This window comes from Tabrizicola sp. (assembly GCF_030373185.1).
Taxonomy (GTDB): Bacteria; Pseudomonadota; Alphaproteobacteria; order Rhodobacterales; family Rhodobacteraceae; genus Tabrizicola.
The window spans coordinates 235640-248911 of the sequence record NZ_JAUCZH010000003.1; the positions used below are offsets into that span (position 1 = coordinate 235640).

General features: G+C 64.1%; 9 protein-coding genes. 7 read left to right on the top strand and 2 right to left on the bottom strand.

Going from position 1 to position 13272, the window contains the following annotated elements:
* Positions 1-52: 52 nt before the first annotated feature.
* The 7 genes from tsaE to pnp all read left to right on the top strand — a co-directional run bounded on the left by tsaE (position 53) and on the right by pnp (position 11230).
* Entirely contained in the window at positions 53-529 is a 477-nt protein-coding gene (gene tsaE, locus QUV21_RS07780) for a tRNA (adenosine(37)-N6)-threonylcarbamoyltransferase complex ATPase subunit type 1 TsaE (RefSeq protein ID WP_300854169.1), read from the top strand.
* Complete coding sequence (locus QUV21_RS07785) at positions 522-1532, top strand: phosphotransferase (protein WP_300854062.1); 1011 nt, start codon at positions 522-524, stop codon at positions 1530-1532. Before tsaE ends, QUV21_RS07785 begins: the two co-directional genes overlap by 8 nt.
* Complete coding sequence (locus QUV21_RS07790) at positions 1514-2224, top strand: nucleotidyltransferase family protein (protein ID WP_300854063.1); 711 nt, start codon at positions 1514-1516, stop codon at positions 2222-2224. The genes QUV21_RS07785 and QUV21_RS07790 overlap by 19 nt, the downstream gene beginning before the upstream one ends.
* Positions 2217-5159 (top strand): double-strand break repair protein AddB, encoded by a 2943-nt coding sequence (addB, locus tag QUV21_RS07795; RefSeq protein WP_300854064.1) that lies wholly within the window; start codon positions 2217-2219, stop codon positions 5157-5159. The genes QUV21_RS07790 and addB overlap by 8 nt, the downstream gene beginning before the upstream one ends.
* Positions 5156-8491 (top strand): double-strand break repair helicase AddA, encoded by a 3336-nt coding sequence (addA, locus tag QUV21_RS07800; protein ID WP_300854065.1) that lies wholly within the window; start codon positions 5156-5158, stop codon positions 8489-8491. Before addB ends, addA begins: the two co-directional genes overlap by 4 nt.
* Positions 8492-8548: 57 nt before the next feature.
* A complete protein-coding gene (trxA, locus tag QUV21_RS07805) occupies positions 8549-8875 on the top strand; it encodes a thioredoxin (RefSeq protein ID WP_300854066.1) in 327 nt (108 codons plus the stop codon).
* Positions 8876-9094: 219 nt separating this feature from the next.
* The gene (pnp, locus tag QUV21_RS07810; protein ID WP_300854067.1) at positions 9095-11230 is read left to right on the top strand and encodes a polyribonucleotide nucleotidyltransferase; all 2136 of its coding nucleotides are present in this window, start codon (positions 9095-9097) and stop codon (positions 11228-11230) included.
* Between the two features lie 99 nt (positions 11231-11329).
* Here pnp and QUV21_RS07815 read toward each other — a convergent pair whose 3' ends face one another.
* Together QUV21_RS07815 and QUV21_RS07820 are read right to left on the bottom strand one after the other, a co-directional pair.
* Positions 11330-12208 (bottom strand): glycosyltransferase, encoded by an 879-nt coding sequence (locus tag QUV21_RS07815; RefSeq protein WP_300854068.1) that lies wholly within the window; start codon positions 12206-12208, stop codon positions 11330-11332.
* A gap of 335 nt (positions 12209-12543) precedes the next feature.
* Positions 12544-13200, bottom strand: coding sequence for a peroxiredoxin (locus QUV21_RS07820; RefSeq protein ID WP_300854069.1), 657 nt, complete (start codon positions 13198-13200; stop codon positions 12544-12546).
* Positions 13201-13272 lie beyond the last annotated feature (72 nt).

Sequence of the window (13272 nt, forward strand, 5' to 3'; positions counted from 1 at the left end):
GCAGACAAGGATGCAGCTTGCGGTGGCGCTGGCGGCAGCTAGACTCGGGGCTATGAAACACCCGAAAGCTGCCCTTTCCGCGCTGATCCTGCCGCTTCCGACCGAGGCGGACACCACCGCCTTGGGCGCGCGGTTGGCTTCACTGGCCCGGGCCGGGGATTGTTTCTTGCTGGAAGGCCCGATCGGTGCAGGCAAAAGCCATCTCGCCCGCGCCTTCATCCGTGCGCGGCTGGGGCGGGATGAGGATGTGCCTTCGCCGACATTCACGTTGGTTCAGGTCTATGGCAATAGAGACGGCGAGATATGGCACGCTGATCTTTACCGGCTGACCCACCCGGATGAGGTTTGGGAACTGGGCCTCGACGATGCGTTCCAAAGCGCGATCACTCTGGTTGAATGGCCGGACCGGCTTGGTGGCCATGCCCCGCAAGATGCGCTGCACTTGCGGCTGGAGGCTGTGGGGGACGGGCGGCGCGCGGTGATCACTGGCGGGCGTTCAGACCTGCGAAAGGCTCTGGGCGATGGCTGACAGGATGGCAGAAGCCGGCCGCTTCCTTGCGCTGGCGGGCTGGGGTGCGGCTGAGCGGCAGCATCTTGCGGGGGATGCATCGGACCGGCGCTATGAACGGCTGCGCGCGGGGGCGGCAACGGCTGTGTTGATGGACAACCCGCCCGGCGGGGCGGATGATCCGGCGGCCTTCGTCACCATGGCGCGGCATCTGCGCGGTCTGGGGCTGTCGGCCCCAGCGGTGCGTGTGGCCGACACCGACGCAGGGTTTCTGCTGCTGGAGGATCTTGGCGACGATCTTTACGCGCGCCTTCTGGAAGCCGACCCCGCGCGGGAAGCTGAGCTTTACGCGCCCGCCGTCGATGTGCTGTGCCATTTGCAGGCGGCACCAGCGCCGCCCGGCCTGGCCGATCTTGCCGCCTGCGATTGGGCGCAGGCGGCCGGCTTTGCGCTGGACTGGTATGCCTATGCCGCAACCGGGGAAAAGCCAGCGCCGGACCGTTTTCTAGCGGCGGTGCAATCGGCACTTTGCGTCCATGCGGATGGACCCAGAGTGCTGATATTGAGGGACTATCACGCCGAAAACCTGCTTTGGCTACCCGGGCGGGATGGGCTGGCGCGGGTGGGGCTGCTTGACTTTCAGTTGGGGCAGATGGGGCAGCCCGGATATGATCTCGTGTCGCTTTTGCAAGACGCCCGCCGCGATGTGTCGGCAGAAACGGAAGCCGCGATGATCGCCCGCTTTGCCGCCACGACAGGGGCCGCGCCCGAAGGCTTCGCTGCGCAATATGCCACCCTTGGCGCCCAGCGGGCCTTGCGCATATTGGGCATCTTTGTCCGCCTTTGCCTTGTGGCCGCAAAGCCCGGCTATCTGCGGCTGATCCCTCGGGTCTGGCGCCAGTTGCAACACAATCTGGCGCATCCGGCGCTGGCTGATCTGCGCGCGGTCTGCGAAGATCTTCTGCCTGCCCCCACCCCCGACATCCTGAGCCGTATCGAGAGCCAATGTTCCCCTTCCCGCTGATGATCTTTGCCGCAGGTTTCGGCACCCGCATGGGCGCGCTGACGGCGGATCGGCCAAAGCCCCTGATCCCGGTGGCGGGGCGGGCGCTCATCGACCATGCGCTGACAACGGCGGCTGATGCCGGGGCCGGGCGGCTGGTGGTGAATGTGCATTACCGGGCCGATCAGCTTGCGGCGCATCTGGCGGGTCGCGGGGTCTCCATCAGCGATGAAAGGGCGCGGATTCTGGAAACGGGCGGCGGCCTGAGGGCTGCGCTGCCGCTTCTTGGGACGGGGCCGGTTGCGGTGCTGAACAGCGATGCCATCTGGACGGGCGCAAACCCGCTGGCCGAACTGGCCGCAGCGTGGGACGGCGACCGGATGGAGGCGCTTTTGCTGCTGTTGCCGGTGGATCAAACCCGGGGTCGTGGGGCCAAGGGGGACTTCCGGCTGGACGCCGCGCCGGGCGATGTCGGGCGGATTTCGCGCGGACAGGGGGGCGAGGATCACGTCTATCTTGGGGCTTCGATCCTGCACCCTGCGCGGCTGGCGGGGGTGGCAGAGGACGTGTTTTCGCTGAACCGGCCATGGGATCAGATGATTGCCGAAGGCACGGCTTTCGGTGTGATGCATCGCGGCGGCTGGTGTGACGTTGGCCACCCGGAAGGGATTGTAGAGGCAGAACGGCTCCTGCACTCTGCCCGGCATGGCTGACCTTACCCCAGACGTTTTCGCCCCGCCGCTTTTCGCCCTGCCGCCCGGCGTGGATTTCCCGGCTGAACTGGTCAGCGGCCTCTTGGACCGGATGGCCGACCAGCCGCCCGAGGCCTTGGCCCGGGTCACACTGATCCTGAACACCCAAAGGATGCGGCGGCGGGTGACGGAAAGCTTTCAGGCCCATGGCGCGCGTCTTTTGCCGCGTCTGTTGCTGGTGACGGATGTGACCGCGCTGGGCAATGTGGTGCTGCCCGTACCGGCTTCGCCCCTGCGGCGGCGGCTGGAGCTTTCGGTGCTGCTGGATGGCCTTTTGCGGACCGGAACGACGCATTTCCCCCGCGCGGCGCTTTACGATCTGGCTGACAGCCTTGCCACCCTGATGGATGAGATGGAGGGCGAAGGCGTTCCGGCTGACCGGGTTGCCGGGCTGGATGTGGCCAACCACTCGGCCCATTGGGCGCGGACGCAGGCGTTTCTGGGCATCGTCTCGCAGGCACTGGCAGGCGATGCCCCGGATGGTGAGTCGCGGTTGCGCCAAGCGGTGATCGCGCTGGCCGAAGGCTGGGCTGTAAAGCCCCCCGCTGATCCGGTGATTCTGGCCGGGTCTACCGGGTCACGCGGGACGACGGCGTTTTTGATGCAGGCGGTTGCACGGTTGCCGAATGGTGCAGTGGTGCTGCCGGGGTTCGATTTTGATCTGCCGACCCCGGTCTGGGACAGCATGGCCGATGCCCTGACCGCCGAAGATCATCCGCAATACCGATTTCGCCGGGTGATGGAGGGGTTGGGGATCGGCCCCGACGCGGTGGAACGCTGGACAGCGGCAGAAGCCCCCGCGCCCGGGCGCAACCGCTTGGTCTCGCTTTCCTTGCGGCCTGCGCCGATCACCGATCAGTGGCTTGCCGAGGGGCCGGGCCTGCCGGACCTGCCGCCCGAGGTTGAGGGGCTGACCCTGATCGAAGCGCCGGGCGAACGGGCCGAGGCTTTGGCCATCGCGCTGATCCTGCGTGAAGCGGCTGAAACGGGGCAGCGTGCCGCCTTGGTCACGCCGGACCGCAACCTGACGCGGCGGGTGACGGCGGCGCTGGACCGTTGGGGGATCCGGCCCGACGATTCTGCCGGGCGGCCCTTGGCGCTGTCGGCGCCGGGGCGGTTGCTGCGGCAGGTGACGGGGCTTTTTGGCCAGCGGCTTACAGTGGATATGGCCTTGGCGTTGCTGAAACATCCCTTGGTGTTCAGCGGTCAGGGCGGTGCCTTCGGGCGCGGGCAGCACCTTATCCTGACGCGGGAATACGAACTTCACGCCCGCCGCAATGGCCCGGCTTTTCCCACGGCGGAAAGCCTTGCGGCCTGGGCCGCCGCTTCGCCGCTTGAGGGGGCCGGGGATTGGGCGGCCATTCTGGGCCAGACGCTGTTCGGGCATGAGGCGTTGGGGCCGATGCCGCTGGCCGCCTTCGTCGCCCGGCATCTGGTGGTGAACCGGCAACTGGCGCGCGGGTTCGCCGAGGCAGGGGACGGGGGCCTTTGGGACAAGGAAGCCGGGGCGAAAGCCTTGGAGGCGGTCAGTGAGCTGGAGCGTGAGGCGGGCGTGGGTGGCATTCTTTCGCCCGCAGATTACGCCAGCCTGTTCCGGGGTGTGTTGCAGCGCCATGAGGTGCGTGAGACGGAATCCGTTCACCCCGGCATCATGATCTGGGGGACGCTGGAAGCACGGGTGCAGGGCGCGGATCTGGTCATCCTTGGGGGCCTGAACGATGGCACATGGCCCGCCCAGCCGCCGCCTGACCCGTGGCTGAACCGGGCCATGCGCAAGGACGCCGGGCTGTTGCTGCCGGAACGGAAGATCGGCCTGTCGGCGCATGACTATCAGCAGGCGGTCGCTGCGCGGCAGGTGGTCTTGTCCCGCGCGGTCCGGGGGGCCGATGCCGAAACGGTGCCGTCGCGCTGGGTCAACCGGTTGGTGAACCTGATGGCCGGGCTGCCAGATCGGCGCGGGCCCGAAGCCTTGGCCTCGATGCGGGCGCGCGGGCGGGTCTGGGTGGACCGGGCAGCCAGCTTTGACCTGCCGGAAGGTGAAGCAGAGGCCGCCAGGCGCCCCTCGCCCCGCCCGCCGGTTTCAGCGCGGCCCAAGCGGCTTTCGGTCACAGAGATCAAGCTGCTGATCCGTGACCCCTATGCCATCTACGCGCGGCATGTGTTGCGGCTGCGCCCGCTGGACCCGCTGCGCCCCGAAGCTGACCCAAGGTTGCGCGGCGTGGTGCTGCACGAAATTCTGGAAGGCTTCGTGCGGGATCGGGCCAGTTCGCGCAGCGACCTTTTGCGGATCGCGGACCGGGTGCTGGAGGACCGCGTAGCGTGGCCACTGGCCCGGACCATCTGGCGGGCGCGGATCGAAAAGGCGGCGGATGCGTTCATTGCCTTCTCGACCTCGACGGGCGGAACGCCTGTCTTGCTCGAGGAAAAGGGTGCCGCGCGGCTGGAAGGGCTGGATTTCACCCTGACAGGCAAGCCCGACCGGATCGACCGGCTGGCGGACGGCCGTCTGATGGTTATTGACTACAAGACCGGCGATCCGCCCACGGAAGACGAACAAAAGCACTTCGACAAGCAGCTTTTCCTTGCGGCGGCAATGGCTGAACGGGGCGCTTTCCCCGGGCTTGATCCGGCCGAGGTGGCGCGGATCGCCTTTGTCGGCGTCAAGGCGGCGTTCAAGACGCTGGAAGTTGACTTGCAGCCCGGTGAGGTGGATGCCGTCTGGGAAGACTTCAGCAAACTGATGGGCAGCTATGCCACCGCTGCGCAGGGCTATACCGCGCGGCGGGCGATGAAGTCGCAGAAAGACCCTTCGGATTATGACCACCTGTCGCGTTTTGGCGAATGGGACATGACGGCGGAAGCAGTGGCCGAAGTGGTCGGGGGGGACCGGGAATGACGATCACCCCCGCAGGCGCGGCACAGATGAGCGCCGCCCATCCAGACCGGAACACATGGCTTTCCGCCAATGCCGGGTCAGGCAAGACCCGGGTGCTGACCGACCGGGTGGCGCGGCTTTTGCTGAACGGGGTCGAGCCGCAGCATATCTTGTGCCTGACCTATACCAAGGCGGCGGCGTCCGAGATGCAGAACCGGCTGTTCAAGCGGCTGGGCGAATGGGCGATGAAGCCCGCCGACGATCTGCGGCGTGACCTGCTGGAACTGGGCGAGGAGGAGATGTCCGCCGCGCGTCTGGCCCGGGCGCGACAGTTGTTTGCCCGGGCGATCGAAAGCCCCGGTGGTCTGCGTATCCAGACGATCCACAGCTTTTGCGCCAGCATCTTGCGCCGCTTCCCGCTGGAGGCCGGCGTGCCGCCCGGCTTTACCGAAATGGAAGACCGCGCCGCCCGGCTGATGCGGGCCGAGATTGTCGAGGAAATGGCCGATACGCTGGCTCCGGCGGCGGTGCGGCGCTTGACCGAAGTGCATGGGGGTGAAGATTTCACCGCCTTCGTCGAACAGATCGCCCGCAACCGTGGCTCGTTCAGCCCGCCGCTGGGGGTGGCAAGGATATGGCAGTTCTTCGAGTTGCCAGAAGGCCTTGCGGCATCGGACCTTGTGGCCCAGGTGTTTCTGGGCGGTGAAGGTCGCTTAGTGGCCGAACTGGTCCCGCATCTGCGCGCTGGCCTGAAGACCGATGAGCAGGCGGCGGATGTGCTGGCCGGGTTGGACTATTCGGCTGTGGGACTTGCAACCTTGTCGGCTCTGGAAGGTGTGCTTCTGCACAAGGGCGGGTCAAAAGATCCGGCGAAACATTTTGCTGCGAAGATCGGTGAGTTTCCGACCAAGGACACCCGTGCAAAGCTGGGTGCGCTGATTGACCCCCTGAATGATCTGATGGGCCGGGTGGAAAGCGCACGGCGGTTGCGGCTGGCGCTGGTAACGGCGGAAAAGACACTTGCCCTGCACCAGTTCGCCGCAGCTTTCCTGCCAGAATATGAGGCGCGCAAGGCCGCGCGGGGCCTTCTGGACTTTGACGATCTGATCTCACGGGCGCGCGCGCTGTTGACCGACCCGGTGCTGGCGGCCTGGGTTCTGTTCCGGCTGGATGGCGGGATCGATCACATTCTGGTAGATGAGGCGCAGGATACCAGCCCCGACCAGTGGGAACTGATCGAAAGCCTTGCCGCCGAATTGACCTCGGGGCAAGGGGCCAGCAACCGGCAGCGGACGCTGTTTGTCGTGGGCGACAAGAAGCAGTCGATCTATTCCTTTCAGGGCGCCGATGTGGCGGCCTTTGACCGCAAGCGCGACCTGTTCCGTGACAGGCTGGCAGGCGGTGCGACGCTGGTAGAGCGGTCTTTGGCCCATTCGTTCCGGTCTTCAACCGCGATCCTGACGGTGGTGGACAAGACCTTTACCGCACAGGAATTCGCGGCGCTGGGCGGCGAGGCGCTGCACCTTGCCTTCAATGAAGGTCTGGCGGGTCGGGTCGATGTCTGGCCCGTGGTGGAAAAGGCCGAAACGGCAGAGCCAGGTCCGTGGTACCAGGCGCTGGATCAGGTTCGCCCCGAAGATGCCGAGGTGCGGCTGGCCCGCGACATTGCCGAACGGATCAAGACGATGGTTACCAGCGGCGAGCAGATCCCGCAGGTGCCGCGCAATGGCGGCCCATCGGCGCGCCCGGTGCGCTATGGCGATTTCCTGATCCTCGTGCAGCGCCGGTCGCCGCTGTTTCACGAGATCATCCGGGCCTGCAAGGGGCTGGATCTGCCCATTGCCGGGGCCGACCGGCTGAAGCTGGGCGGCGAAATGGCGGTGAAGGATCTGTCGGCGCTTCTGGCTTTTCTTGACACGCCGGAAGATGATCTTTCGCTGGCTGCGGTGCTGCGGTCTCCGCTTTGCGGCTGGACGGAAGATGATCTGTTCCGCCTTGCGCATGGTCGGCGCGGCTATCTATGGGAGGCGTTGCGCGACTACCCCGGCCATGCCGAAACGCGGGCCTTCCTTGATGACATGCGCAGGCAGGCCGATTTTCTGCGGCCCTATGACCTGATCGAACGGGCGCTGCATCGCCATGACGGGCGCAGGAAACTTCTGGCGCGGCTGGGGCCGGAGGCGGAGGACGGGATTGATGAGCTTCTCAGTCAGGCCCTGGCCTTCGAGGCGTCAGAGGTGCCAAGCCTGACCGGCTTTCTGGTCTGGATGGAAACCGATGACGTTGAGGTCAAGCGGCAGCTGGACGCCGAAGGCGCGCGCATCCGGGTGATGACGGTGCATGGTGCCAAGGGGCTGGAGGCGGAGATCGTGATTCTGCCCGACACCGGCGACCGCAAGGCAAACGACAAGGACGAGCTTTACCGTCTGCCTGGCGGGCAAGCGGTGTGGAAGGTGAACAAGACCGAAAGCCCGGCCCTGATCGCAACCGAACGCGCGGCGCGGGCTGAACGGGAGGCCGCCGAACGGCTGCGGCTGTTGTATGTGGCAATGACGCGGGCGCGGTGCTGGCTGATCGCGGTGGCCAAGGGTGAGGTGAAGCAGGCGGATGCGTGGTACAACCTGATCCGCGCCGGGGTCGAACGTGCGGGGGCCGAACGTCTGGCGGGCGGCGTTCTGCGGCATGGCTGGGGGGACTGGCCGTTGCCGGTCGAGGTGGCGCGACCAGAGGCGCAGGTCGTGACCGTGCCAGACTGGGCCAGACGCCCCGCACCCGAGGCCTTGCGTCCGGCAAAGGGTCTGTCGCCGTCAGACCTTGGGGGTGCCAAGGCCCTGGCGGGCGAAGCTGCCTTGCCGGAAGACGAGGCGAAGGCGCGCGGGACGGCCTTGCATCTGCTGCTGGAGCGATTGCCCTTGCTTGACCCGGCTGATTGGCCGGCGCAGGCGGCGGCGCTGATCCCTGACCCGATGCTTGCAGCCACGCTTCTGGCCGAGGCGCATGCGGTGCTGACAGAGCCGACCCTTGCGCCGATCTTCGCCCCCGACACCTTGTCCGAAGTTGTGGTGACCGGGCCGTGGCGGGATCGGCACCTGATGGGCTCGATCGACCGGCTGGCGGTTGCGGCGGACCGGGTGCTGATCATCGACTACAAGTCCAACGCGGTGATCCCCAAGGGGCCGGCAGACGTGCCGGAAGGTATTCTGCGCCAACTTGGGGCCTATGCGCATCTGGTGGGGCAGATCTACCCGGACCGGCGGGTAGAGGTGGCGGTGCTGTGGACGCGCGGCCCCGTCTTGATGCCACTTGATCCCGAGATCGTGAGGCTGGCGCTTGAGCGTGCCACGATACCTTGACCTTCCCGCAGCGCGTTCTTAGCTTTGTGTCAACAACTTTCCCAAGGAGAATGGATCATGGGCGCTGCAACGGTTGCCGTGACGGACGCCACGTTTGACGCCGAGGTTCGCAACTCGTCGATCCCGGTCGTGGTGGATTTCTGGGCTGAATGGTGCGGTCCCTGCCGCCAGATCGGCCCTGCGCTGGAAGAACTGGCTACCCAGTATGCCGGCAAGGTCAAGATCGTGAAGGTCAACGTGGACGAGAACCCCGAAAGCCCGGCGGTACTTGGCGTGCGGGGGATTCCCGCGCTGTTCATGTTCAAGGATGGTCAGGTCGTGTCGAACAAGGTCGGCGCTGCCCCGAAAGCCGCGCTTGAAACCTGGATCAAGTCGGCGATCTGATCCTTTCGCCGGTAATTCCATCCGATACGCCCGGTCGCAGCCCCTGCGGCCGGGCGTATCTTTGCTTTTCATATGCGGCATTTTGCTGTATGCGCCCGCAATCTGCGACGTGAGGCCCACCCCCGGGGCGCATGCAAAGGATTCGGGGGACGGGCGGCAATGGGGCCGCCAGATATGGGGATGCCGGCAGGGGCCGGTCCATCCCAGAGGAAACGATACATGTTCAATGTGACGACGAAATCAATCCAGTGGGGCAATGAAACGCTTACACTGGAAACCGGGAAAGTTGCGCGTCAGGCCGATGGGTCGGTGATCGCGACGCTGGGCGAAACCCAGGTGATGGCCAACGTGACCTTCGCCCGCAAGGCGAAGCCGGGTCAGGACTTTTTCCCCCTGACAGTGCATTATCAGGAAAAATACTATGCCGCGGGCAAGGTTCCCGGTGGCTTCTTCAAGCGTGAAGCGCGGCCTTCCGAAAAGGAAACGCTGACCTCGCGTCTGATCGACCGGCCGATCCGTCCGCTGTTCGTGGACGGCTTCAAGAACGAGGTTCTGGTGATGGCCACGGTGCTGTCCTGTGACCTTGTGAACGACCCTGACATCGTTGCGATGATCGCGGTTTCGGCGGCGCTGACGATTTCCGGCGTGCCGTTCATGGGTCCGATCGGGGCAGCCCGCGTTGGCTTTGAGGGTGGCAAATATGTGCTGAACCCCGCCATGGACGACATGACGCAACTGCGCACGAAGCCCGATCAGCGGCTTGATCTGGTCATCGCCGGCACCAAAGATGCCGTGATGATGGTCGAATCCGAAGCCTATGAGCTGACCGAAGAAGAAATGCTGGGCGCGGTCGTGTTCGGCCACGAGCAGATGCAGCCGGTGATCGACATGATCCTCGACTTCGCGGAAGATTCGGCGAAAGAGCCTTTCGACTTCACGCCGCCCGACTATTCGGCACTTTACGGCAAGGTGAAAACCGCGGGTGAGGCACAGATGCGCGCCGCTTTCGCGATCCGCGACAAGCAGGAACGGACCAGCGCGATTTCCGCTGCCGTGTCCGCAATCGTCGATACCCTGTCTGACGAAGACAAGGCGGATGCCAACCTCGGCTCGGCGATCAAGAAGCTGGAAAGTTCCATCCTGCGCGGCGATGTCGTGAAGAACGGCATCCGCATTGACGGGCGTGACACCAAGACCGTCCGTCCGATCACCAGCGAAACCGGTATCCTGCCGCGCACGCATGGCTCGGCCCTGTTTACCCGTGGCGAGACGCAAGGCATGGTCGTGACCACGCTTGGCACCGGCGAGGATGAGCAGATCATCGACGCGCTGAACGGCAACTATCGGTCCAACTTCATGCTGCACTACAACTTCCCTCCCTATTCGGTGGGTGAAGTTGGCCGCGTGGGGTCGCCCGGTCGCCGCGAAATCGGCCACGGGAAACTGGCATGGCGCGCGCTTCAGGCAGTTCTGCCGGCACCGACCGATTTCCCCTATACCATCCGCGTCGTGTCCGAGATCACGGAATCGAACGGGTCTTCGTCAATGGCTTCGGTCTGCGGCGGGTCTTTGTCGATGATGGATGCGGGCGTGCCGCTGAAGGCGCCGGTTGCTGGCGTTGCCATGGGTCTGATCCTTGAAGATGACGGCAAATGGGCCGTCCTGACCGACATCCTTGGTGATGAAGATCACCTTGGCGACATGGACTTCAAGGTTGCCGGCACGGAAGCCGGGATCACCAGCCTGCAAATGGATATCAAGATTGCCGGCATCACGCCTGCCATCATGAAGCAGGCGCTGGCGCAGGCAAAAGACGGCCGGATTCACATTCTGGGCGAAATGGCCAAGTCGTTGACTTCGGCTCAGGCGTTCAGCGAATACGCGCCAAAGATCGAAACGATGCAGATCCCGACCGACAAGATCCGGGAAGTCATCGGTTCGGGCGGCAAGGTGATCCGCGAGATCGTGGAACTTTCGGGCGCCAAGGTCGACATCAACGACGACGGTGTGATCAAGATCGCCTCGAACGATCAAAACGCCATCAAGCGCGCCTATGACATGATCTGGTCGATCGTGGCTGAACCCGAAGAGGGCAAGGTTTACACCGGCAAGGTCGTCAAACTGGTCGACTTCGGCGCCTTCGTGAACTTCTTCGGCAAGCGCGACGGTCTGGTGCATGTCAGCCAGATCGCGAACAAGCGCCTGAACCACCCGAACGAACTGCTGAAGGAAGGTCAGGAAGTGAAGGTCAAGCTTCTGGGCTTCGACGATCGCGGCAAGGTGCGCCTTGGCATGAAGATGGTCGATCAGGAGACCGGCGAGGAAGTCACCGAGAAGGCCGAAGCCGAGGGCTGAGGTTTTCACTGACGAAATGCAAAGGCCCCGGGGGAAACCCCGGGGCCTTTTTGCCATGTTGCGATCCGCGCGGCTGGCTGCAAATCAGCTGTCTTTGGCCTAGCTTCGCGTCGGAGCGCCCGAGAGGTACCGCAGCCGAGCAACTTCGAGGAACGAGACCACGCCAAGTCGGAAGGCAACCCACAATACCTGCACGGTTTCCCAATCTGTCATTCCGGGATAAGAGAGGGTCCGGCGAATTTCAAAGGCTGACAAAAAGGACAGGTAGTGCCTCAACGGCCGCTTGGGCAATGCGCCCCGGAGCTCGTCATGATGCCTGCCACCCAGCGTGCGCCTGCGTTTCTTTGCCAGTTCCGGGAAACTTGCCCGGGCAGGGTGACGGATCAAGGTCTCCTGACAATAGAAGAACCCACAGCCCATTTCCTGAGCCCGGAGGTTCCAATCACGGTCTCCACCGGAAAAACGGTCTTCGTCGAAAGGTCCGACAAGATCAAAGGCCGCCCGCCGCACGACAAGATTTGCGGTAACCCCCCAACCCTTGCCGGCATAGGTCTCTTGCTGCAACCCGTGGATCCGGTCGTAGAGTTCGGGGCCGGTCCAGTTGGGGCCTTCCGGAAAAAGTTCCACCGCCCCCGCAATACGCCCGTGTGGACCCAGATCTGCGATTCTTGCCAGCCCAGCCTCGATCCAGCGGATGTCCGGCTTGCAATCGCCATCGGTAAAGAACAGCACGTCTCCGCGTGCTTCCCGCAATGCGGCATTGCGCGCCGCATAGCTGCCCGGCTTGGCCGCATGGATCACGCGTGTGTTCGATGGAAGGCGCAAGGATTGCGGAACCTCGGCCGAGGAGTTGTTGTTTGCGACGATCACCTCAAACAGCGTCGGAGATGCGCTTTGCCTGTCAAGGCAATCAAGACACATCTGAAGGCTGCCCCAATCATCGAAGGTTGGAATGATGACAGTGGCTTTCAGATTCATCGGTCGACTTTCCAGAAGGTTCGCAAGGCCTGAAGAATGTGCCGCCAAACAGGTGCGGACCGGCGTCATTCAATCAATCGCTGCCCGCATCCTGATCAGATCAGATTCAAAATCGCAACGAGCCTCGCAAGAATTCTTTCCGGGCAGAAGCCGTATCAAATGTCACGGAATCTTGCTTGGGTTTCCCCCGATGGGCTTGGCGGATCGCCGTGCGGGTGAACATTGGTCGTGATGAATGGCGCTGGCATCCGGCTTCGCGACTTCCGGGATCTTGCAATACGACCCACGCAGAGGCTTCTGCGTGGGCGTCAGGCCGTGTCGGTCCTGATCAGGCCTCAGGCCGGGGATTTGGCAAAGCGCAGATAGGGCAGCCGGATATCCAGTTCGCCAAAACGTTCGCGCGCCTGATCGTCATTCAGGGCCAGCGCCACAATCACATCCTGCCCCGGCACCCAGTTGGCCGGGGTCGCAAGTGGCACGCCATCGGTCTTCTGCACCGCGTCCAGCGCCCGGAGGATTTCCGCAAAATTGCGGCCCACTGACATCGGATAGGTCATGGTCAGGCGCACCTTCTTGTCCGGCCCGACGATATAGACCGTGCGGACAGTGGCCGAATGGGCCGGCGTGCGACCTTCGGTCGGCAGGTAATAGTCGGCGGGCAGCATGTCATAGGCCTTGGCCACGGTCAGGCTGCTGTCATCGATTATCGGAAATTCCGCTGCCGCGCCGCCAAAGGTTTCGATGTCCCGCTGCCATTTTTCATGGTCCTGAACGGAATCTACCGAAACTCCGATCACCTTGGTGTTTCGCTTTTTCCATTCTGGCGCAAGCTGGGCCACGGCGCCGAATTCGGTGGTGCAGACCGGGGTAAAGTCGCGCGGATGGCTGAAGATGATGGCATAGCTGTCGCCCAGCCAATCGTGAAACCGGATGGTTCCGGCGGTGCTTTCAGCAGTGAAATCGGGGGCGAAATCGTTGATGCGGACGGACATTGGGGCCTCTGCCTTGGATGGTCTATTATGGTGGAAACATAGAGACCGCGGAACAAAGTTTCATCCCCTTGC

Excerpts from the sequence above, each read along its gene's own strand:
- tsaE (WP_300854169.1), top strand. The coding sequence starts at position 53 with ATGAAACACCCGAAAGCTGCCCTTTCCGCGCTGATCCTGCCGCTTCCG.
- QUV21_RS07785 (WP_300854062.1), top strand. The coding sequence starts at position 522 with ATGGCTGACAGGATGGCAGAAGCCGGCCGCTTCCTTGCGCTGGCGGGC.
- QUV21_RS07790 (WP_300854063.1), top strand. The coding sequence starts at position 1,514 with ATGTTCCCCTTCCCGCTGATGATCTTTGCCGCAGGTTTCGGCACCCGC.
- addB (WP_300854064.1), top strand. The coding sequence starts at position 2,217 with ATGGCTGACCTTACCCCAGACGTTTTCGCCCCGCCGCTTTTCGCCCTG.
- addA (WP_300854065.1), top strand. The coding sequence starts at position 5,156 with ATGACGATCACCCCCGCAGGCGCGGCACAGATGAGCGCCGCCCATCCA.
- trxA (WP_300854066.1), top strand. The coding sequence starts at position 8,549 with ATGGGCGCTGCAACGGTTGCCGTGACGGACGCCACGTTTGACGCCGAG.
- pnp (WP_300854067.1), top strand. The coding sequence starts at position 9,095 with ATGTTCAATGTGACGACGAAATCAATCCAGTGGGGCAATGAAACGCTT.
- QUV21_RS07815 (WP_300854068.1), bottom strand. The coding sequence starts at position 12,208 with ATGAATCTGAAAGCCACTGTCATCATTCCAACCTTCGATGATTGGGGC.
- QUV21_RS07820 (WP_300854069.1), bottom strand. The coding sequence starts at position 13,200 with ATGTCCGTCCGCATCAACGATTTCGCCCCCGATTTCACTGCTGAAAGC.